Raw genomic sequence first — 19,560 nt, forward strand, 5'->3', positions numbered from 1 at the left:
GCGGACTTACCTCGCGTCGGGTTCGGCGCTGGTCTCTGGTGCGACCTCGGAGATGGCAGGTGTCGCGTCCGCGGGAGTCTCTGTGGCAGCGTCGGCGACCGTCTCTGCGACTGGCTCAGTTCCCGTGACGGCAACTGTCTCCGTTGCCGACTCGGCGGCATCCTGGGTGGCCTCCGCGGCCGGCTCAGCCACGGCATCGGCCGATGGCGCGTCGGTGGCGTCAGCCTTGGGCTCAGGGTCCGGCGTCGTCAGGTCAAATGCCACAGGCACGTCATTCTCGAAAACAGGGTCCGTCTCGGGCCACTGAGACTGCTGGCGCTCAACGTCGGTCTGCGAGTGCGCGCCACAGCCGTGATCGACCGCGACGACGCGGCCGTCGGACTGGGACCACTCGTTGGTGCAGGCGCCAAACGCCATCCGGAGCGAGCCGGTCAGCGGCACAAAGAAGGCGCAGGTCGAGCATGGGGCGGCGGAGGCGATGGCGGAGGGGGCCGTCTTGCCATGCGAGCCACGGGCCCAGCGCTGCGCGACGTCCTCGCGGCCCTCGGGGCCAAGCACACGCTCGCGGCCCAGGCCAAACTCAAAGATGGCCAGTGCGTCGGCGTCGACGTCGCCCGTCGCTTCGTAACCGGGGACTAGTCGCGGGTCCTCCTTGACGAAGGGAAGCATCATGCTCGCGTCGAGGTCGCCGGGCTGCACGCGGTCGGCCCACGGGATCCACGCGGGCGCCAGTAGCGCGTCGTCGGTGGGAATCAGTTCGGACTCGCACACGGTGACCGTCTTGGCGCGCGGGGCGCGCGCCAGCGTGACCGACCACACCCAGCCGTGGTACCCCTGCAGGGTGCACGCGAAGAGGTGAGTGACCAACCGCTCGCCCGCCTTGGCGGAGCCTACGTGAACGCCCACTGCGGCGTCGTCGTTCGCGGTCTCGACGGCCGCCTCGCGGGCGATGTCGATTGCTTGGTCAAGAACGGTATCCATGGAGTCCTAAGCGTCTAGCTGCTCGGCGACGGCGCGCAATACGGCGGCGACCTGCTTGCCCTTGGCGGGCTCCGGGTAGCGGCCCTTGCGCAGCGTATTAGAGACGCCGTCGAGCATTTTGATGAGGTCCTCGACAATGACGGTCATGTCATCGGCGGGCTTACGAAGGTTCTGTGCAGTCGACTGCACGGGCTCGAGCATCGTGACGGATAGCGCCTGTGGGCCGCGACGGCCATCAGCGACGCTGTATTCGACCTTGGCGCCCTTGCGCGGGTTGGTGACATCGCCAGGAAGCGCGGAGGCGTGCAGAAACACTTCTTCACCTGCGTCGCTCTGGATGAAGCCAAACCCCTTGTCGGCGTCGTAGAACTTCACTTTTCCCGTGGGCACATTAACCTCGCGTCAATCAGCGCGCCGCTTGTTCGACGCCGTGCCCCAGTCTAGCCGGACGTTCCGAGACGGGCCACGTTCCCGATGCGCGCGCCAACCGGGTAGTGTGCCCTGCGGCGTTGCATTTGGTGCCGCACTGTCTGCGGCGGCACACTGAAGGAGTACGCAACGCCCTTGATGACGTCTGAGGAGATCATGGCCCCGACCGCAACACCCACGTGGTTGCTACCCGTTTACGCCCGTGCGGCGACAGGGGCAGGGGCCACCGCATCGGAAGACGAGATCCTGGCGGCGGCCAACCGTCTCCTCGCGCGCTGGGAGGAGCCCAGCCGGCACTTCCACAATGTGCGCCACCTGGTCGACCTTCTCCAGCACGTCGACGAGCTCCAGCAGGAGACGCACAAGCCACACGCCGTCCGCCTGGCGGCCTGGTATCACGGAGCGATCTTCTCCTCCGACGAGGAGGATGCATACGCGCACCGCGGCGGCGAGGATGAGGACGCGAGTGCCGAGTTCGCGCGCGAGGAACTTTCCGCGCTTGGCGTGCCACCCGAGTCGATCAATGACGTCACCACCATGGTCAAGGCGCTCGCCCGCCACACGCTCGATCCTTCGAGTTCGGACTGCGCCGTGCTGTGCGACGCCGACCTCGCCGTGCTTGCCTCCGACCCCCAGCGATACAAGGAGTACCTGCGCGACGTGCGCGCGGAGTATTCACATATCCCCGACCGCAAGTTCCTCGAGGCGCGTCAGTCCATCGTCAAGAAGTTGCTCGCGCGTCAGCAGCTGTACGTCTCCCCGCTCGGCGGGACCTGGGAGCAACGCGCACGCCAGAACCTTGCCGGCGAGGCGTCGCGCATCGAGAAGGCCCTCGCTCGCATCGGCGCGTCCGACGCGACCTAGCGACGACTCTGCACCTATGGGCCTTCTTATCCACAGATTGTTCTGGAGGCCGATGTGTGGGCCGGCTCCACTTCTAGCCTCAAGGGAGAGCCCGGAACCGGGTTCGGTACCTAGAGGAGGAGCAATGACGCAATACAACGTGGACGCGGGAGAGATCTCGCGCGGGGCGCAGCGTGCAACGCAGTCCGGGGAGAACATCCGAGTGGAGGTCGCGGGGCTGATGAGCACCCTCAATGCCCTCGAGGGCACCTGGCAGGGTGGGGCTGCGACGGCCTTCAACGGCGTGCTCGAGCAGTGGCGCGCGGCACAAGCGCAGGTGGAGTCGGCCTTGGACTCCATGGGCGCTGCGCTGGGGCAGGCGGCAACCGAATATGAGACCGCGGAGGCTCAGGCCTCGAGGCTGTTCGCCCGGTAGCGTGGCCGGTGGGCGCGTGACGTAGGCTCATCGCGTGAGCGTGCTGATCGATCCCCCGCTGTGGCCAAACCATGGCACCGTCTGGGGACACCTGGTCTCGGACAGCTCACTCGACGAGTTGCACGCGTTCGCTCGCGCCGCCGGCATTCCTTTGCGAGGCTTTGACCTGGATCACTACGACGTTCCCGCGGAACGCTACGCACAGCTTCAGGCCCAGGGCGCGCAGCTAGTGGACGGACGCGAACTCGTGAAGCGCCTGCGTGCCTCCGGACTGCGAGTCACATCCGCCGCCCGACACGGCCGCACTTAGGCCCTCGAAGGTTCCGGACATAGAAAAGGCGGGCGGCTGGTGCCGCTGCGAGGGGATCAAGCTTGATCGCCCCGAGCTGCGGCACCAGCCGCCCGCCGAACTACGTGTGGACTAGAAGCCCATGCCACCCATGTCGGGTGCGCCGCCGCCGGGCATTGCCGACTCCGGCTCGGGCTTGTTCGCCACGACCGCTTCGGTGGTGAGGAACAGTGCCGCGATGGAGGCAGCATTCTGCAGAGCAGAGCGCGTCACCTTAACCGGGTCGTTGACACCAGCAGCGAGGAGGTCCTCGTACTCACCGGTCGCGGCGTTGAGGCCGTGTCCGACGGGAAGGGTCTTGACCTTCTCGACAACAACTCCGCCTTCGAGGCCGGCGTTGATGGCGATCTGGCGCAGAGGAGCACCAACCGACAGCTCGACGATGCGAGCACCAGTAGCCTCGTCACCTTCAAGGTTCAGGTCCTTGAAAGCAATCGCACCGGCCTGAATCAGGGCCACGCCACCACCGGCGACGATTCCCTCTTCAACAGCTGCCTTGGCGTTACGCACGGCGTCTTCGATGCGGTGCTTGCGCTCCTTGAGCTCAACCTCGGTCGCGGCTCCGGCCTTGATGACTGCCACGCCACCGGCCAGCTTGGCCAGGCGCTCCTGCAGCTTCTCGCGGTCGTAGTCGGAGTCCGAGTTCTCGATCTCGGCACGGATCTGACGCACGCGACCCTCGATGAGCTCGGCCTCGCCGGCGCCCTCGACAATCGTGGTCTCGTCCTTGGTCACCACAACCTTGCGTGCCTGACCCAGGAGCTCGAGGCCCGCGGTGTCGAGCGACAGGCCCACCGACTCGGAGATGACGGTACCGCCCGTAAGAACGGCCATGTCCTGCAGCATCGCCTTGCGACGGTCGCCAAAGCCGGGAGCCTTGACTGCTGCAGCCTTGAACGTGCCGCGGATCTTGTTCACGACCAGGGTCGCGAGGGCTTCACCCTCGATGTCCTCAGCAATGATGAACAGCGGCTTGCCTGCCTGCATGACCTTCTCAAGCAGGGGCAGGACGTCCTTGATGTTCGCAATCTTCGACTCGACCAAGAGCACGTAAGCGTCCTCAAGGACAACTTCCTGACGCTCGGGGTCGGTGACGAAGTAGGCGGACAGGAAGCCCTTGTCGAAGCGCATGCCCTCGGTCAGCTCCAGCTCGAGGCCCAGCGCGCTGGACTCCTCGACGGTGATGACGCCTTCCTTGCCGACCTTGTCCATCGCCTCGGCGATGAGCTCACCGATGGCGGGGTCGCCAGCGGAGATGCCAGCGGTCGCTGCGATCTCTTCCTTGGTCTCAACTTCCTTGGCTGCCTTGAGCAGCTCAACCGTGACCGCCTCGACGGCCTTCTCGATGCCCTTCTTGAGGGCGATCGGGTTGGCTCCGGCAGCGACGTTGCGCAGACCCTGCGTCACCAATGCCTGTGCAAGCACAGTTGCCGTGGTGGTGCCGTCACCGGCAACATCGTCGGTCTTCTTGGCAACTTCCTTGACGAGCTCGGCGCCAATCTTCTCGAAAGGCTCTTCGAGCTCGATTTCCTTGGCAATCGACACACCATCGTTCGTGATGGTGGGTGCGCCCCAGCTCTTCTCGAGTACTACGTTGCGGCCCTTGGGGCCGAGGGTGACCTTGACAGCATCAGCGAGGGCATTCATGCCCCGCTCCATGCCGCGGCGGGCCTCTTCATCGAAGGCAATGATCTTTGCCATGGGTAAATCCTCTTCCGATGGGTTTTGGTCGTGCGCTGCCCGCGACGGACGATGCTGACCCACGAGTTCACGTCACTCGCGGACACAGGCACCTCAACGACACAACCGAGGTCTATTAGCACTCTCGGGTCGAGAGTGCTAAGTCTGATTTTGGCACTCTGGACCGCCGAGTGCAAGCCACGAGCGCGCGTTCCGCCCACGGCGGATACCTGCCCGCCTCAGCATCGGCGTGAGTGACCGGTGTTAGGCGTCGGGGTCCGAGGCCAGCAGGACTTCAATCTCGGCGCCACCGGGGGTGCCACCACCCTGGACCGCGTCGATACCGAGCGTCGTCGCGACGTCCTCGGCGGTGTCCTTGAGGCGGTCCTCGGTGTACGTCACCGTGTTCGTGCCATCTGGGATGAGAGACGCGTTGATGTTATTGGCGGCAACTTCCGTGTAGTCGGCGGCCTCGAGCTTCTGCTCCTGCTTGCCAGCCAGGCCCGAGATGCCAGAACCATTGCGTACGTGGATCTGTGCGTTGTAGATGATGACGGGTTCGGGTTCGGCTGTCTCAGACGGGGAAGGCTCGGTCGTCTCGCTCGGTGTCACTGACGGCTCGGGTGAGGATGACGCCGTGGGGCTGGGCGCGACGCTCTCGGTTGCCGTCACGCTAGGTGAAGCCGACGCACCAGACTGGGGGTTGTTGTCCTGGTTCCAGAGGAAGGTCGCGAATAGGTACGCGATGAGCCCGGCAACGATGAAGACGACGAGTGCCGGCAGCAGGCGCACGTACCACTTGCGGGGTGCGCGATGCACGCCCACGGGTCCACCGGCTTGGGCGATCTTGTCGAATTCGTCAGGCTCGTAAGTTTCTGGCACGTGAAAACCTTACCCGTGAGTCTCTGCGCCCCATGTACGCGTGACACGACCGCGTTGACGCGCCGCGCGCATCCTTCGCAGCCGCTTCACCAACATGGGGTCGTGGGCCAGTGCGGCCTCAGTGTCGATGAGTGCGTTGAGTACCTGGTAGTACTGGGTTCCAGACATAGAAAAGAGCGCCCGGATGGCGTCTTCCTTCGCGCCCGCGTACTTCCACCACTGGCGCTCGAAGGACAGAATATCGGCGTCGCGTTCGCTCAGCCGGGGGGCGGGATTGGGTTGGGCGTCGGAAATCCTGACGACGTTGTCGGTCACGACGCTTCCTCTCTCCAGACTCAGATCGCCGCGTGTTCGCATAGCGATATCGTCCCCACCCTAGCGGCGAACTACACACATGTCATTCAGGCGCGGCTATATTTCCGTGTCGCACCCAACGCCCCGCGGAGGCTCCCCCGCAGTCAATGAGCGCCCGAACAGGCCGACTGCCAGCACGCTATGACTGCTCGAGAGCGTCAGGGTCCGGACAACTGCCTTACCGCTAGCGTGGGGCACTATGACTGAGTGGTGGCGCGACGGTATGGCGCTCGATTGGGAGGCGGCGCTGGAACCCGTCGCGGAGCAACTCGCCGAGATTGGCCGGCAGTTGGACGACGAGCGCGCCGCCGGGGCCTCGATCTTGCCTCCAGCTCCACAAATCATGCGCGCCTTCCGGCAGCCGATGGCCGACGTCCGCGTGCTCGTCATCGGCCAGGATCCCTATCCCACCCCGGGTGACGCGGTGGGGCTCAGCTTCTCCGTCGCCCCCGGACGGCCGATGCCGCGGTCGCTGAAAAACATCGCGACCGAGTTGGCAGCGGACACCGGAGAGTTCCTGAGCGACGGCGATCTGTCTGGCTGGGCGGACCAGGGCGTGTTGCTACTCAACCGCGTGCTGAGCGTGCGCGCGGGTGGGGCAGGGTCGCATCGGCGCATCGGCTGGGAGGCCGTGACCGATCAGGCCATCCGAGCGCTTGTGGCCAGGGGCGGTCCGCTGGTAGCGGTGCTGTGGGGCCGGGACGCCCAGGCTGTCGCTCCGCTCTTAGAGGGCGTGCCGATGATCGCGAGCGCCCACCCGAGTCCGCTCAGCGCGAGGCGCGGGTTTTTTGAATCCCGGCCGTTCTCGCGCGCCAATTCCGCCTTGGTCGCGCAGTCGAGCGACTCCGTTGCCTGGCGAATCTAGGCCCCGCGCTGCCGCGCTACGGGGCCGGGCACAGTTGAGTGCCGTACGTCCCGGACATCCGGGCCTGGATGTACCCGTTGTTGCTGCTCCAGGTCGGATTCTTGAGTCCTGTGAAGGTCGAACCAGTACATGATCCTGAAATGGGGTTTCCGTTGGTACCGACATAGTTGGGCGTCCAACCAGGCGATCCGTCTGAGGTGTTCGAAAAGTCGACGGTGAGGGCCCAGTTTGCCGCCGTGGTCTGCACCTCAAAGTTGATCCCGTACGCGGAGATGGTGGGATACGGGTCGTAGCTGACGACGTTCCACGAGTACGTCACGGTGCAACTGGCTGAGGAGGGCGAACCGTTGCTGTTCAGTGCATTGCACGACAGTGGGGTGGATGCCGCTGGCGGGGTCCACGTTGCGTCGATCCACCAGGTTCCGATGAAGACGGCGACTCGTGCCACGTTGGCGGTGTTGTGATTGCCCGTCGTTGTCACCACCACAGTCCCAGTGGCTGCAGACGATGTGCCTCGCGCGAGCACGTTGCCGGCCGTTCCGATAGCGACTACTTCCAACGTGAGGCCAGCGCACGCAGCAGGGATGTGGTTAACAGCCAACTTATTGTTCGTCGCAGACGACGTTGGCGCAGTGGTCGCCACCGAGGCAGTCGTGCAACGTGCCGCGGTATCGGTCACGATACGGTTGGATTTCACGGTGAGTTGTGCGGCCGATGCGGGCGTCGCGACCGCGAGGGCCAAGAGAAAAATGACGAGCGCGGCGGCGCCAGCGGCGAGCGAGCAGCCCAGACGCCGGGTCACTCGCGTACCTGACCTTGTTCTGGGGCGGGAGGGAGCGTGAAGTCCGCCGCGGCATCGGCTTCGTCATCCGAGAAGTCTGAATCCTGGGCCCCTGCCTCGGACTCGCGCTCGGGCAGCTCGGGGCATTCCTTGGACGGCCAAATGACCAGGCCGAACGCGATGAGCAGCATGCTGCCCCAGACGAGCGGGCTACCGAGAATGCCGACTACCAATCCCAACTTGGGGATGTGAAACTTGGCGATGCCCAGTATCTCATCGTTGGTGGGGTGGAATGGGTCAACAAAGTCGTTGTTGTCGCCTTGGAGATCCCAGCCAGACTCGCCGTCACCACCGATGATGCGGTGCACGATCTTGCCGCCACCGAGATCGACGGTGGAGTACACCACGATGTCGCCGATCTGCGGGTCGCCCTCGCGGGCCACCACGATGTCGCCCGTGTAGTACGTGGGCTCCATCGAGTGGCCATTGACCACGATGGCAGTGGTGCCGCCGCCGAGGCTAGACGGCCAGATGAAGAACGCCACGACAAGGAGAAGCCCCCACGCCAGCACCGACTTGAGTACGCGGAACCACCGGCGGCTAGTAAAGCCGTCGGTCTCCCGAGTCTCAAGGGTGGCGGTCAATGGGGGCCTCTCGCTTGCCTAAGTGCGACTAGTTGATCGAGACAGCGGCGCCGTAAACGTTCGCGGGGTCAATCTTGGTCGCGGGCGACGTGGGCGTGGGGGTCAACGTGACGGACGCACCGGTGATGTTGCCGGCGGCGGTGCCGAGCGTCACGGGGGTAGCTGCGTTGTTCTGCACGTAGACGGTGACCGTCTTGCCGGAGCAGCTTGCGTCGATTCCGCTGACCTTGACCGAGTCGACCTTGAAAGCGTTGTTCGCGAAGGAGCTGGTGTAGCTCACGTCGACACCGTTGGTGTCGCAACCGTTGTCGGTGCCGATACCCACGAGCGGCGAGCTCTGGTTGACGGTGAGCTGCGCAGCGGAGGCGAGGCCCAGGCCGGCGATGCCGACGATGCCGAGTGCGATTGCCGCGTACTTGCGCTTGTTGTTCTTAGCCATGACTGTTTCTGTCCTTTGAGTGTGATGAGTTTGTGGCACGCGGCCGTTGCTAGCCGCGCGTGCCCCCGTGGGTGAAGGTTGCGTAGTGAGGTACTACGCAAGGTCGTGCACCCATCATGGGAGGCACTTCCGCTACATGAGACCGGTGAGATCCACAGTTATGACGCATGTCACAGGGACTTTGTTCCCAACCGTGGTCCAAACCTGTGTAGGATGCGCCATTCCGTTGGCACACTGCGCCAATTACCAGGCATTCCGGTCAAATCGGACGTTGGCCTCCGCGAACAAATTTTTTGAAAAGTTAGAGCTGGCAGTGGGACTTGAACCCACAACCTCCCGATTACAAGTCGGGTGCGCTACCAATTGCGCCATGCCAGCGGTGTGCACGATCGCGAGGATCGCGCGCCCATTCTCTCATTTGCGACGCTTCAACCAAAACACAGAAACGTCCGCACCCTGAATGAGCAATCGTGGAGCGTTGCGGAGCGTGGAAGGCTCGGCATCACAGCGATCTAGGGTGCGGACGTAGCTGAGGTGAAGGCTAGAGCGACTCGAGGTATGCCTTGAGCGTGCCCGGGTTGAAGTAGCTCACCTCGGTCTGCTCCAGAATCTCGCGGTTGACCATGACGGTCGGCGTGCCGGACATGCCGTCCTGCGAGGCCTGATCCGTCGCTGCGGCAACCCACTTGCGGAAGTTACCGTCGGCGATCGAGTTCGCGACGTCCTGCGAGACTCCGACGGACACCGCGATGTCCGCCATGGTGGCGTCACTCAAGCCCTCGGTGTTTTCCTCGGGCTGGTTGGCGTAGAGCGCCTCGGCAAACTCGTGGAAGTGTTCCGGCGACTGGTCGGCGATCGTCGCCGCCGCGTTGGCGGCCCGCGTCGAGTAGTCGGTGCCGAGTGACACGCGGTCGAGAATCGATACCGGGTGGTAGTAAACCGAGATCTCCCCCGCTTCACGCAACGCATCGAGATCCGCAGCATTGGTCTGCTCGAACTGGTTGCAGATGGGGCACATGAAGTCTTCATAGATGTCGACGCGAGGCACGTCGTCTCCAGGCACGTCGACTCCCACGGTTCCGGTCGATCCCACGGGGATCCCGCCGGTCTCGTCTGAACCAGCGGGAAGGACTGCTCCCGCATCGGTCAGCGCGGGAATCTTGGAGCTGTTAACGATGAAGAACACAATCCCGCCAAAGATCAGCAGGCCCACCACGGAGGCGGCAATGATGATCATCGTGGACTTGCGTTCCTTCTGGTGCACCTGCGCCTGCGCGAGGGCACGCGCCTGGGCTGCCTTTTCGTTCTTGCTTGCCATGTTTCAGGATCCTTCCGGGGTCTGAGCCACATCACTTTGAGCGACGCTGTCGTGGTCGCCGTTTTCTTGGTCAAAATTGTATGGGGTGGAGTTCATCCAGCCGTCGAGCGAGAATTTGCTGCGGGGGAAGATCAACAGGAACGCGCCTAGTGCGCTAAAGCCAAGTCTCTCCGCTAAATGGAACGGGTAGTTGGTGGTGCCCTCCGGCACGTCGCCACCACCACCAAAGCAGCCGCAATCAATCGAATAGCCCTTGATCCATACCCAGATCACCCCAATAGTGAAGCCCACCATCATGAGCAACCACACGATCGAGGCGAGGCGCGTGAAAAGCCCAAGGATCAGAAAGACCGCGAGGAGCAGTTCAAAGAACGGGAGTAGATTGCCGACCGTCGGCACGACGGCCTCGGGTAGCAGGCGGTACGCGCGTACGGCACGCACGGAAGCCGGTAGGTCCTCGAGCTTGGGAATGGCGGCGAAGATCAGGATTCCCGCCATCGAGAGGCGCACCACCAGACTCAACCACGGCTGGGCAGTCAACCATCCTTGCTTGCCAGTCACGTGCGGTCCTCTCAGCGATGTCTAACAGTCAACGCGCCAGGTAAACGGCTGCGCGCCGAACAACTATGGTGTGGCATCTCGGTTGTCGGCTCAACGTACAGTATTGCGCGCAAGTTCCCTCGGGCGCGAAACGAGGTCCTCCAGTTACGCGGAATCGGGAACCGGCGGCAGCGGCCACCACCAAATGTCGGCCTGCAAATAGGTCGTCACGACGACTATTCCCACCGCCGCTAAGGCGACCACGACCCACAGTGTCGCGATCCCCCGGGTCGGCGCGACCGCATACGCGATCCGATGCGCGCCCTCGCGGGTTCCGCCCGTCAGCGGACCCCAGGCGAGCACAATCATCGCGACCACAGCACCCAGGGCGAGTGCGATCGCGTGGCCCCAGGACTGTCCCGCGCCGGTGCCGGTCGCGACGTGCTCCTCGCTCACCAGCCACCACCCCGCGGCGGCCGTACCGGCTCCCGCGGCCGCGGACAGCAGGAGTGACGGCACCAATTCCGCGGCAGAGCGCAGCAAGTACCACGGCAGGCCGATGGTGTGGACCACCGTGTCTCCCCGGCGCACCCCCTTGCGCGACCGGGTGGCACTCAGCGCCTGGTGACGACGGAACGCCGCCCTCGCAAAGATCGCGAGCACCGCCATCGCCCCAAAAGCGACCACCGGCGCCACGGCCGCCCCTGCCGCGAGCGCTCCTGCCCAGGCGAGCAGCATCGTGCGCCGCCGCGGAGCGACGCCGGCCGATGCATCTGCTGAGTTATCGTCCACGTCGTCGTCGGCATCGCGCGGGTAGTCGTCGCCCTCCCCAACCGTCAGCGACCCGCTGGTGGCGGTCTCCCAACTACCGGGAGCATCGGCCGCATCGGCGGTACCGCTGACGTCAATGAACTGGGTGCCGCTGGGCGCGGCGGCAGCCATGACTGAGGTGGCCGCTAGCGCGTGCTCGCCCCCGCCTCTCTCCATGACGGTGGTGGCACCGCGCAAGGCCGCGACAACGTCCCGCATTCCGGGGCGGGCGCCAATGTCTCGGCCCAACGCTGCTGCGACCGCCTCCGCGCCGGGCACCTGCGCAACAGTCAGGTCACCATCGAGCGTGCGGCCAATGGACTTGGAACCCGAGCCAAAGGGAGCCGTCCCACTCATCGCAAAGGCAACAGTGGCGGCCCACGACCAGATGTCGGCGATGGGGCCAGGGTCCGCACCGTCAATGACCTCCGGTGCGACGTAGCCGGCGGTACCGCTGACGAGACCGTCGCGGGTCAGCCGCTCGTCGTCCTGACGGTGCGAGAGCCCAAAGTCGATAAGCACCGGACCGTCGGGGCTCATCATGACGTTCGACGGGGTGACGTCGCGGTGCACCACGCCCGCCGCGTGCGCGGCCTCCAGGGCACTCGCCATGCGCTCAGCGAAGGACGCCAACTGCTCACCCTGCAGCGGTCCGTGTTCCTGCACGAAATGGAAGAGAGATTCGCCGGGGACCAGCTCGAACACGACGAAAGTTTCATCCGCGTCCAGCTCAGCGTCGATCACGCGTGGCACCGCCTCGTGACGCATCGACTGCAGCGCCGCGACCTCCCGCTCCAGGCGGGTGGCGGCCACGGCATCGGCCCTGGCATCGACGAGTTTGAGGGCTGCGGGCGTGCCGGCATCGTCCGTCACCCGGTAGACAGCTCCCGAGCCACCACGGCCCAAAACACCCGTCACTCGGTAGCCGCCGATGCTGTCGCCGACTCGTCGATCCACGCTTGCCATGCACTTACGCTACCGTTCACACGCTTTGCCGGAACCCATCCCTGTGGCAAGATGGTTCCACGGCCGCACCGATGCGACCGTAAGCAAGTGTCACAGTGGACACCACCTCGACACTCTTCACCACGGATCGTCTGGCACGTACCTGCCAGTGAAGGGATTTATCAATCATGGCTACAGTCACTTATGACGGCGCCTCGCGCATCTACCCCGGAACCGAGCGTCCCGCCGTAGACAAGCTCAACATCGAGATCGCTGACGGGGAATTCCTCGTCATGGTCGGCCCGTCCGGTTGCGGAAAGTCAACGTCGCTGCGCATGCTTGCCGGCCTCGAGGACATCGACGACGGCGCCATCTGGGTTGGCGACCGCGACGTCACCCACGTGCAGCCCAAGGACCGCGACATCGCGATGGTGTTCCAGTCCTACGCGCTTTACCCCCACATGTCGGTGGCCGACAACATGGGCTTCGCCCTCAAGATCGCCAAGGTCGACAAGGCCGAGATCCGCAGCCGCGTTGAAGACGCCGCCAAGATCCTGGACCTCACCGAGTACCTAGACCGCAAGCCCAAGGCACTCTCGGGTGGTCAGCGCCAGCGCGTGGCCATGGGCCGTGCCATCGTCCGCCAGCCGCAGGTGTTCCTCATGGACGAGCCGCTGTCCAACCTTGACGCCAAGCTTCGTGTCCAGACGCGTACTCAGATTGCCGCTCTTCAGCGCCGTCTTGGTACCACCACGGTCTACGTCACGCACGACCAGACCGAGGCACTCACCATGGGCGACCGCATCGCGGTCCTCAAGGACGGCGTGCTTCAGCAGGTCGGCACCCCGCGCGACATGTACGACACCCCCAAGAATGTGTTCGTTGCAGGCTTCATCGGCTCCCCCGCCATGAACCTCGGCACCTACCAGGTGTTCGACGGCCAGGCTCAGGTGGGCCGCGCGAAGGTCACCCTGTCGCGTGACGCCATCGCACAGCTCAAGGCCGACGACAAGAACCACGTCGTGCTGGGCTTCCGCCCCGAGTCGCTCGACCGTGCCGCCCCGAACGCCGAGGGTGCCATCCCGATCGAGGTCGACATCGTTGAGGAGCTCGGCTCCGACGCGTTCGTCTACGGCTCCATCCCCAACGAGTTTGGCGAGAGCAAGGACCTCCACTTTGCAGCCGGCGACTCGCAGGTTGTTGTCCGCATCGACCCGCGCGATGTTCCCGGCAAGGGCGACACCATCTGGGTCACCATCCGTGGCGGCGAGCAGCACGTGTTCTCCGCAGCAACGGGTGACCGCCTGAACGCGGCGACCATCCACCAGGACGGCATCGTCAAGTAGCACTTCCGCTTCTCCGAAGCGACGCCTTGGGGCGGACAGTCATTCGCTGTCCGCCCCAAGGTTTTTTTATGCCCGGTGGCCGCTGCTCGGTGCGTCCTGGCGGTACCTGAGTGTCGCTATCGAGTCGAAATCGGCACCCACGTACCGCCAGCACGCGGAGGCGAGGCGTGACCGGTGAGGTCGACAGGGCCGCCTTCGCTACGCTGACAGTATGCCGCTACACATCAACGGAGCCGGTCACCCCGAGTTCATGACCCTGCCCTGGTCCTTGCCACTCGAGCAGTGGCCCACCGACCAGATCGCGGCTCTGCCCCGCGGCATCTCGCGCCACGTGGTGCGCTTTGTGAAGTTGGCAGACAGAGTGGTCGCCATCAAGGAGACCAATGCGAGCATCGCCGAACGCGAATTCGTCATGCTGCGCGAGTTGCAGCGCCTGGGCGCGCCGGGCGTGGTGCCGCTGGCCGTCGTCTCTGGACGCACCAACGCACTGGGCGAACCACTCGAGGCCGCCCTCATCACCGAGCATCTGCAGTTCTCGTTGCCGTACCGCTCGCTGTTCTCTCAGGCGCTGCGCGAGGAGACCACCACCCGCTTTGTGGACGCCCTCGCCGTGCTGCTAGTTCGCCTGCACCTGCTGGGCTTCTATTGGGGCGACGTGTCGCTGTCCAATGCGCTGTTTAGGCGTGACGCCGCCGAGTTCACGGCCTACCTGGTCGACGCGGAGACCGGCGACCTCCACGCGTCGCTGAGCGATGGGCAGCGGTCGTACGACACCGAGATCGCGCGCATGAACATCATCGGCGAGCTCATGGACCTCGAGGCGCAGGGTCACCTCGAGGACACCGTGGACCCCATGGCGATTGCCGACCGTCTCCAGGAGCGCTACGACGAACTCTGGGAGGCCCTCACGCAGACCGCCACCTACACTTCAAACATCCCGCTGCGCATTGCGACCCGAGTCAAGGAGCTCAACGATCTGGGCTTCGACGTCAGTGAGATGGACATGCGCGAGACCGAGAACGGCGACGCTCTCGTCATGCGCGCCAAGGTGGTCGACGCCGGCCACCACGCTCGCCGGCTCATGCGCCTCACCGGCCTCGACGTCCAGGAAAATCAGGCCCGGCGCCTGCTCAATGACTTGGACGAGTACCGCGTGCTGGTCTCGCACCCCTCGGAGGACGAGGGCTATTCCGCCCACCAGTGGCTCATGAAGGTGTTCGAGCCCACGGTGCGTGCCGTGCCGCGCGAATTCCGCAAAAAGCTCGAGCCTGCGCAGGTGTTTCACGAGGTGCTCGACCACCGCTGGTTCCTCGCCGAGGCCGCGGACCATGACGTGGCAATGCCCGTGGCCGTCGCGTCGTATGTCAAGAACGTGCTGCCTAATCGTCCCGACGAGCAGTCGGTGCTGGGCACCCCGGCATCCGAACTCAATGCCGCGGAGATGACCGCCGACCTTCCCGCGCTCACCGCCGAGGTTGAGGCGCGGTCACAAGAGACGCCCGTCTTTGAGGGCGACAACACCGGCGCCTGGGGCAGGGCCACGGAGGATGAGGCCGATGCCACGGCCCCTGACGACGAGCCGGCACCCCCGCCAACGGTCACCCGCCAGTCCACCAAGCGCGAGCCCCCGGCACACAAGGTGCCGGGCAGCGAGAGAGACTAGGCCTGCAGTGCGCGCTTCGCCTCGTAGAGTGCGATCGATGCGGCGACGGAGGCGTTGAGGCTCTCCGTGGTCGCCACGATGGGGATGGAGACGATCTGGTCGCAGGTCTCACGCACGAGGCGCGACAACCCGGCGCCCTCGGAGCCCACCACTATGACGAGGGGCCCGTCGAGGAGTTGGGACTCGTGCAGGTCGACCTCTCCCCCGGCATCGAGGCCCACCACAAAGAGTCCGGCCTTCTTGTACTCCTCAAGGGCGCGCACCAGGTTGACCGCGCGAGCCACGGGTAGGCGTGCGGCCGCTCCGGCGGACACCTTCCACGCCGCGACAGTCACGCCAGCGGCGCGGCGCTCCGGGATGACGACTCCGGTCGCACCAAAGGCCGCGGCTGAACGCATGATGGCGCCGAGGTTGCGCGGGTCCTGGATCGAGTCCAGGGCGACGATGCGCGCCGGACCATCAGAATTGTCAAGCAGGTCCTGGTATTGCAGGTACTCGTAGGTGGGCACCTCGAGTGCGATGCCCTGGTGACGCGTGCCATCGGAGAGAAGGTCGAGCGAGCCCTTGGTGACCTCGCGCACCTCCACACCCTGCTCGACCGCGAGAGATACGATCTCGGTGACGCGGTCATCGGCGTCGATGCGGTTGAACACGTGCAGGACGTGCGCGGGCATTCCCATGCGCAATGCCTCGAGCGTGCTGTTGCGCCCGATCACGAGCTCGAGCGACCCGGAGGTGCGGTCGCGCGGTGCCGCCTTGGGAGCACGGTTCTGAGGGCGCTTGGCCTCCTCCTTCTCCGCCCGTACCTTGGCCTTGTAGGCCTTGTGGTTGGGGCGATCGGATGCCTTAGGAGTGGGGCCCTTGCCCTCGAGGGCGCGCCGCTGGTGGCCACCGGTGCCGACCTGCTGGCCCTTCTTGGAGCCCGACTTACGAACTGCGCCCTTGCGCTGTGAGTTACCTGCCATAGTGCGAAGCCTACCTAGCCAAAAGGCTAGTCGTCTGCCGCGAGCGACCAGCGCGCACCATCGGCGCTGTCCTCAATGACGATATTCGCGGCGGCGAGGCGATCGCGAATGGCGTCAGCCGCGGCCCAGTCCTTGTTCGCGCGCGCCTCGGATCGTGCCTCGATGTCCGCGCGTACCAGGGAGTCCAGCGCAATCAGGGCTCCGGAGGTCGACGAACCGTCGCGCCATTGGTCGGACGCGGGGTCGAGCCCCAGCACGTCCAGCATCGCGCGCACCGACAGCAGAGCCGCACGCGCGGCATCGTCATCCCCGGACGTCAGCGCCGCGTTTCCGGCCCGCACCGTCTCGTGAATGTGCGCAAACGCGCGCGGCACCGAGAGGTCATCGTCCATCGCGGTCACGAAGGCTTCAGGGAGCTCCGCGGCCCAGACCTGTTCCGCGGTGAGCGCGCCCACCCGGTCGCTGGCGCGCACCACAAAACCGGACAACCGCGCCCAGGTGGCCGTCGCGTCGTCGAGGGTGGAGTCCGCGTACTCGAGCATCGACCGGTAGTGAACGCTCGCCAGCGCCAACCGCAGCGCGGCAGGGTGGTACTGGTCGAGCACCTCGGATACCAGTAGGCCGTTGCCGAGCGACTTGGACATTTTTGCCCCGGACTGGGTCACCCACGCGGAGTGCATCCACAGCCGTGCAAAGCGATCTCCGGCCGCGCGCGACTGTGCGAGCTCATTCTCGTGGTGCGGGAAGCGCAGGTCGAGTCCGCCGCCGTGGATGTCGAACTCGTCTCCCAGGTAGCGCTTGGCCATGGCCGAGCACTCGATGTGCCACGCGGGACGTCCGGGGCCCCAGGGCGAATCCCAGGACGCCGTCTGGGGCTCGGAATCCTTGCGCGCCTTCCACAGCGCGAAGTCCCGCGGGTCGCGCTTGTGCTCGGCGGGCGAGTCCGTCGCGGGGGTCAGGTCATCGAGCGCCTGGTTAGTCAGCGAGCCGTAATCTGGCAGCGAGCGCACGTCGAAATAGACGGAGCCCTCGTGCTCGTAGCCGTGTCCGTTGTCGACGATGCGCTGAATCAGCTGCACCATCTGCTGAATGTGGCCTGTCGCACGCGGCTCGGCAGCCGGATACTTGACCCCGAGGGCCGTGTAGGCGTGGGAAAACTCGCGCTCGTACCGCAGTGCGCGCGCCCACCATTCCTCGTTATTCTCCGCCGCCTTGGCAAGGATCTTGTCGTCGATGTCGGTGACGTTGCGCACGAGGGTCACGTCGTTTCCACTGCGCTCGAGCCAGCGCTGAAGTACGTCGAGCGCCACCGCGGAGCGCATGTGCCCCACGTGAGGGGAACTCTGCACCGTCGCACCACAGAGGTAGATGCCCACCTTGCCGTCAACCAGGGGCGTAAAGGCGCGCTCGGAACGCGTCGCGGTGTCATACAGATGCAAGGTCACGGGGTTCAGGCTACCGGTCATGCCCCGCCGGGCAAAGACCCGCAGCCGATGCTACGACGCGTCGCGCTAGCCGTTCGGGCCTAGCGTGGGAAGACGAGTGCGGTCGCGAAGGCCGCGAGCCCCTCGCCTCGGCCGGTCAGCCCAAGGCCGTCGGTGGTCGTGCCGGCGACGGATACGGGCGCGCCGATGCAGTCGCTGAGGACACGCTGGGCCTCGTCACGACGCGGCGAGAGCTTGGGTCGGTTGCCAATGACCTGGATGGCCACGTTGCCAATCTCGAGGCCGGACTCGCGCACTAGTCGGGCGCACTCCTCCAGCAACGCGATGCCCTTGGCGCCCGCCCACTCGGGACGGTCGGTACCGAACGTGGAGCCAAGGTCGCCTAGGCCCGCAGCACTGAGCAGCGCGTCACATGCGGCATGAGCGGCGACGTCGGCGTCGCTGTGGCCCTCGAGAGCGCGCTCGTCCGGAAACTCCAGTCCCGCGAGCGAGAGGCCCTGCTGGTCACCATAGGCGTGAACGTCGACGCCGATGCCCGTGCGGGGAATGGTCATGGCTTCTCCTCTACCGATAGTTCAGACGCAAGCAGTTCGGTCGCGCGCAGTTCGTTAGCGTAATGCTCTGCGAGCGGAAGGTCGCTGGGGCGCGTGACCTTGAAGCCGGACTCGTGGCCGTCGACGGCCACCACTCTGCAGCCCGATGCTCGCACTAGTTGGGCATCGTCCGTTGCCTGCGCGGTGGAATGGTCCCTATGGGCGGCGCGCAGTGCTTCTGCCCTAAAGACCTGCGGGGTCTGGACTGCACGCAGCCCGTCCCGGTCCACGGTTGCCCCGAGTTCGCCGGTCGCACCGGCTGCCTCGACCAGGGTATCGACCACCTCAAGCACCGGGATTGCCCCGTCCGCCCCCGCACGGACCGCCGCGATGGCAGCATGTGTGACGTGTGGGTCTTGGAAAGCCCGGGCCGCATCGTGCACCAGGACGATGTCCGGTGGCGTGCGGTCGGCCGCGAAGAGCGCTTCGATGGCCACAGCCACGGACTGCTGGCGCTCGGCGCCGCCGGGGATCACCAGCATCGGCCGGCCTGCAAGTTCCGGCACTGCGGCGAGTGCCACCTCAATGTCTGCCACATGCGTGGCGGGCGCGGTGACGACAATCTCGTCGCACGCGTCGGCGACGCGCAAAACGGCCCACGCGACGAGGGCTCGCCCGGCGAGCGGAAACAGTGCCTTAGGTACGTCAGCACCCAGGCGTGAGCCCGAGCCGGCGGCGGTGACGACCGCCGCAGTGCTCACGACGCGAGAACCACGTCCAGGCGGGACTCCGCGGTCGGCTCGTCGCACTTCTCGGCAAGAGCCAGTTCGCTGACTAGAATCTGGCGTGCCTTGTGAAGCATGCGCTTCTCACCGGCACTGAGACCCTTGTCGGTGTCACGACGCGAAAGGTCGCGGACAACCTCGGCCACGCGGATGACATCGCCGGAGGCGAGCTTCTCGACGTTGGCCTTGTAGCGGCGCGACCAGTTGGTGGGCTCCTCGATGTACGGCTCACGCAGTACGTCAAACACCTTCTCGAGGCCTGCCTGGTCCACAACATCGCGGACGCCGACAAGGTCGACGTTCTCCGCGGGAACCTCAATAGTCAAGTCACCCTGTGCGACCTTGAGCTTGAGATAGATCTTCTCTTCGCCCCTGACCGTGCGCTTCTTGATGTCTTGAATCTTGGCGGCACCGTGGTGCGGGTAGACGACGGTTTCTCCGACGACAAAGTTCATGGTGAAAGGTTCCCCTTCGTTGCGGATACCTATTCTACCACCGTAATAATTTGCAATAACAGGTGTGTGATT

22 protein-coding genes and 1 tRNA gene are annotated in these 19,560 nt (G+C 65.2%); 6 read left to right on the plus strand and 17 right to left on the minus strand.

Annotation, left to right across the window (positions count from 1 at the left end; translation table 11 throughout):
- Positions 1 to 6: 6 nt before the first annotated feature.
- On the minus strand, positions 7 to 981 hold the full coding sequence (locus AOP73_RS01655) for a DUF3027 domain-containing protein (protein ID WP_084626479.1): 975 nt from the start codon (positions 979 to 981) through the stop codon (positions 7 to 9).
- A gap of 6 nt (positions 982 to 987) precedes the next feature.
- Positions 988 to 1,371, minus strand: coding sequence for a cold-shock protein (locus tag AOP73_RS01660; RefSeq protein WP_061962912.1), 384 nt, complete (start codon positions 1,369 to 1,371; stop codon positions 988 to 990).
- Positions 1,372 to 1,566: 195 nt separating this feature from the next.
- On the opposite strand from AOP73_RS01660, the gene AOP73_RS01665 reads away from it, so the two are divergent.
- From AOP73_RS01665 to AOP73_RS01675, 3 genes are all read left to right on the plus strand, one after another.
- Positions 1,567 to 2,274 (plus strand): HD domain-containing protein, encoded by a 708-nt coding sequence (locus tag AOP73_RS01665; RefSeq protein WP_061964740.1) that lies wholly within the window; start codon positions 1,567 to 1,569, stop codon positions 2,272 to 2,274.
- A gap of 124 nt (positions 2,275 to 2,398) precedes the next feature.
- A complete protein-coding gene (locus AOP73_RS01670; RefSeq protein WP_061962913.1) occupies positions 2,399 to 2,689 on the plus strand; it encodes a WXG100 family type VII secretion target in 291 nt (96 codons plus the stop codon).
- Positions 2,690 to 2,723: 34 nt separating this feature from the next.
- A complete protein-coding gene (locus tag AOP73_RS01675; RefSeq protein ID WP_061962914.1) occupies positions 2,724 to 2,999 on the plus strand; it encodes a DUF4031 domain-containing protein in 276 nt (91 codons plus the stop codon).
- Positions 3,000 to 3,110: 111 nt separating this feature from the next.
- Here AOP73_RS01675 and groL read toward each other — a convergent pair whose 3' ends face one another.
- The 3 genes from groL to AOP73_RS01690 form a co-directional block, all read right to left on the minus strand.
- The gene (gene groL, locus AOP73_RS01680; protein WP_061962915.1) at positions 3,111 to 4,739 is read right to left on the minus strand and encodes a chaperonin GroEL; all 1,629 of its coding nucleotides are present in this window, start codon (positions 4,737 to 4,739) and stop codon (positions 3,111 to 3,113) included.
- A gap of 243 nt (positions 4,740 to 4,982) precedes the next feature.
- A complete protein-coding gene (locus AOP73_RS01685) occupies positions 4,983 to 5,600 on the minus strand; it encodes a LytR C-terminal domain-containing protein (protein ID WP_061962916.1) in 618 nt (205 codons plus the stop codon).
- Between the two features lie 9 nt (positions 5,601 to 5,609).
- The gene (locus AOP73_RS01690; protein ID WP_061962917.1) at positions 5,610 to 5,915 is read right to left on the minus strand and encodes a DUF3263 domain-containing protein; all 306 of its coding nucleotides are present in this window, start codon (positions 5,913 to 5,915) and stop codon (positions 5,610 to 5,612) included.
- Positions 5,916 to 6,153: 238 nt separating this feature from the next.
- On the opposite strand from AOP73_RS01690, the gene AOP73_RS01695 reads away from it, so the two are divergent.
- Positions 6,154 to 6,819 carry a uracil-DNA glycosylase gene (locus tag AOP73_RS01695; protein WP_061962918.1) on the plus strand — a complete coding sequence of 222 codons (666 nt, stop codon included), beginning with the start codon at positions 6,154 to 6,156 and terminating at the stop codon, positions 6,817 to 6,819.
- A 16-nt stretch (positions 6,820 to 6,835) separates the two neighbouring features.
- Here the strand turns inward: AOP73_RS01695 and AOP73_RS01700 are convergent, their stop codons facing one another.
- The 7 genes from AOP73_RS01700 to AOP73_RS01730 all read right to left on the minus strand — a co-directional run bounded on the left by AOP73_RS01700 (position 6,836) and on the right by AOP73_RS01730 (position 12,317).
- On the minus strand, positions 6,836 to 7,621 hold the full coding sequence (locus AOP73_RS01700; RefSeq protein WP_061962919.1) for a hypothetical protein: 786 nt from the start codon (positions 7,619 to 7,621) through the stop codon (positions 6,836 to 6,838).
- Positions 7,618 to 8,244, minus strand: coding sequence for a signal peptidase I (locus AOP73_RS01705; RefSeq protein ID WP_061962920.1), 627 nt, complete (start codon positions 8,242 to 8,244; stop codon positions 7,618 to 7,620). Before AOP73_RS01705 ends, AOP73_RS01700 begins: the two co-directional genes overlap by 4 nt.
- 28 nt (positions 8,245 to 8,272) lie before the next feature.
- The gene (locus AOP73_RS01710; RefSeq protein ID WP_061962921.1) at positions 8,273 to 8,683 is read right to left on the minus strand and encodes a hypothetical protein; all 411 of its coding nucleotides are present in this window, start codon (positions 8,681 to 8,683) and stop codon (positions 8,273 to 8,275) included.
- 305 nt (positions 8,684 to 8,988) lie between these two features.
- Positions 8,989 to 9,061: transfer RNA gene (locus AOP73_RS01715), tRNA-Thr, on the minus strand.
- Between the two features lie 163 nt (positions 9,062 to 9,224).
- Complete coding sequence (locus AOP73_RS01720; protein ID WP_061962922.1) at positions 9,225 to 10,001, minus strand: DsbA family protein; 777 nt, start codon at positions 9,999 to 10,001, stop codon at positions 9,225 to 9,227.
- Positions 10,002 to 10,004: 3 nt separating this feature from the next.
- Positions 10,005 to 10,562: a DoxX family protein gene (locus AOP73_RS01725; protein ID WP_201774482.1), complete on the minus strand. Its 558-nt coding sequence runs from the start codon at positions 10,560 to 10,562 to the stop codon at positions 10,005 to 10,007.
- A 144-nt stretch (positions 10,563 to 10,706) separates the two neighbouring features.
- Positions 10,707 to 12,317 (minus strand): serine/threonine-protein kinase, encoded by a 1,611-nt coding sequence (locus AOP73_RS01730; protein WP_084626481.1) that lies wholly within the window; start codon positions 12,315 to 12,317, stop codon positions 10,707 to 10,709.
- 167 nt (positions 12,318 to 12,484) lie between these two features.
- Between AOP73_RS01730 and AOP73_RS01735 the strand changes: the two genes are divergently transcribed.
- The gene (locus tag AOP73_RS01735; protein WP_061962924.1) at positions 12,485 to 13,642 is read left to right on the plus strand and encodes an ABC transporter ATP-binding protein; all 1,158 of its coding nucleotides are present in this window, start codon (positions 12,485 to 12,487) and stop codon (positions 13,640 to 13,642) included.
- A gap of 211 nt (positions 13,643 to 13,853) precedes the next feature.
- Positions 13,854 to 15,305, plus strand: coding sequence for a DUF4032 domain-containing protein (locus AOP73_RS01740; RefSeq protein ID WP_084626482.1), 1,452 nt, complete (start codon positions 13,854 to 13,856; stop codon positions 15,303 to 15,305).
- Here the strand turns inward: AOP73_RS01740 and rlmB are convergent.
- The 5 genes from rlmB to AOP73_RS01765 all read right to left on the minus strand — a co-directional run bounded on the left by rlmB (position 15,302) and on the right by AOP73_RS01765 (position 19,488).
- Positions 15,302 to 16,270, minus strand: coding sequence for a 23S rRNA (guanosine(2251)-2'-O)-methyltransferase RlmB (gene rlmB, locus AOP73_RS01745; RefSeq protein ID WP_061962925.1), 969 nt, complete (start codon positions 16,268 to 16,270; stop codon positions 15,302 to 15,304). The genes AOP73_RS01740 and rlmB overlap by 4 nt on opposite strands.
- A gap of 26 nt (positions 16,271 to 16,296) precedes the next feature.
- Positions 16,297 to 17,715, minus strand: coding sequence for a cysteine--tRNA ligase (gene cysS, locus AOP73_RS01750; protein ID WP_061964742.1), 1,419 nt, complete (start codon positions 17,713 to 17,715; stop codon positions 16,297 to 16,299).
- Between the two features lie 80 nt (positions 17,716 to 17,795).
- The gene (gene ispF, locus AOP73_RS01755) at positions 17,796 to 18,269 is read right to left on the minus strand and encodes a 2-C-methyl-D-erythritol 2,4-cyclodiphosphate synthase (RefSeq protein WP_061962926.1); all 474 of its coding nucleotides are present in this window, start codon (positions 18,267 to 18,269) and stop codon (positions 17,796 to 17,798) included.
- Positions 18,266 to 19,009: a 2-C-methyl-D-erythritol 4-phosphate cytidylyltransferase gene (gene ispD / locus AOP73_RS01760; RefSeq protein WP_061962927.1), complete on the minus strand. Its 744-nt coding sequence runs from the start codon at positions 19,007 to 19,009 to the stop codon at positions 18,266 to 18,268. The genes ispF and ispD overlap by 4 nt, the downstream gene beginning before the upstream one ends.
- Positions 19,006 to 19,488, minus strand: a complete 483-nt coding sequence (locus tag AOP73_RS01765) for a CarD family transcriptional regulator (RefSeq protein ID WP_061962928.1) — start codon at positions 19,486 to 19,488, stop codon at positions 19,006 to 19,008. The genes ispD and AOP73_RS01765 overlap by 4 nt, the downstream gene beginning before the upstream one ends.
- Between the last annotated feature and the right edge of the window lie 72 nt (positions 19,489 to 19,560).

The organism is Demequina aurantiaca (assembly GCF_000975135.1).
Taxonomy (GTDB): Bacteria; Actinomycetota; Actinomycetes; order Actinomycetales; family Demequinaceae; genus Demequina; species Demequina aurantiaca.

Excerpts from the sequence above, each read along its gene's own strand:
- AOP73_RS01655 (WP_084626479.1), bottom strand. The coding sequence starts at position 981 with ATGGATACCGTTCTTGACCAAGCAATCGACATCGCCCGCGAGGCGGCC.
- AOP73_RS01665 (WP_061964740.1), top strand. The coding sequence starts at position 1,567 with ATGGCCCCGACCGCAACACCCACGTGGTTGCTACCCGTTTACGCCCGT.
- AOP73_RS01670 (WP_061962913.1), top strand. The coding sequence starts at position 2,399 with ATGACGCAATACAACGTGGACGCGGGAGAGATCTCGCGCGGGGCGCAG.
- groL (WP_061962915.1), bottom strand. The coding sequence starts at position 4,739 with ATGGCAAAGATCATTGCCTTCGATGAAGAGGCCCGCCGCGGCATGGAG.
- AOP73_RS01695 (WP_061962918.1), top strand. The coding sequence starts at position 6,154 with ATGACTGAGTGGTGGCGCGACGGTATGGCGCTCGATTGGGAGGCGGCG.
- AOP73_RS01710 (WP_061962921.1), bottom strand. The coding sequence starts at position 8,683 with ATGGCTAAGAACAACAAGCGCAAGTACGCGGCAATCGCACTCGGCATC.
- AOP73_RS01720 (WP_061962922.1), bottom strand. The coding sequence starts at position 10,001 with ATGGCAAGCAAGAACGAAAAGGCAGCCCAGGCGCGTGCCCTCGCGCAG.
- AOP73_RS01730 (WP_084626481.1), bottom strand. The coding sequence starts at position 12,317 with ATGGCAAGCGTGGATCGACGAGTCGGCGACAGCATCGGCGGCTACCGA.
- AOP73_RS01735 (WP_061962924.1), top strand. The coding sequence starts at position 12,485 with ATGGCTACAGTCACTTATGACGGCGCCTCGCGCATCTACCCCGGAACC.
- AOP73_RS01740 (WP_084626482.1), top strand. The coding sequence starts at position 13,854 with ATGCCGCTACACATCAACGGAGCCGGTCACCCCGAGTTCATGACCCTG.
- rlmB (WP_061962925.1), bottom strand. The coding sequence starts at position 16,270 with ATGGCAGGTAACTCACAGCGCAAGGGCGCAGTTCGTAAGTCGGGCTCC.
- ispF (WP_061962926.1), bottom strand. The coding sequence starts at position 18,269 with ATGACCATTCCCCGCACGGGCATCGGCGTCGACGTTCACGCCTATGGT.
- AOP73_RS01765 (WP_061962928.1), bottom strand. The coding sequence starts at position 19,488 with ATGAACTTTGTCGTCGGAGAAACCGTCGTCTACCCGCACCACGGTGCC.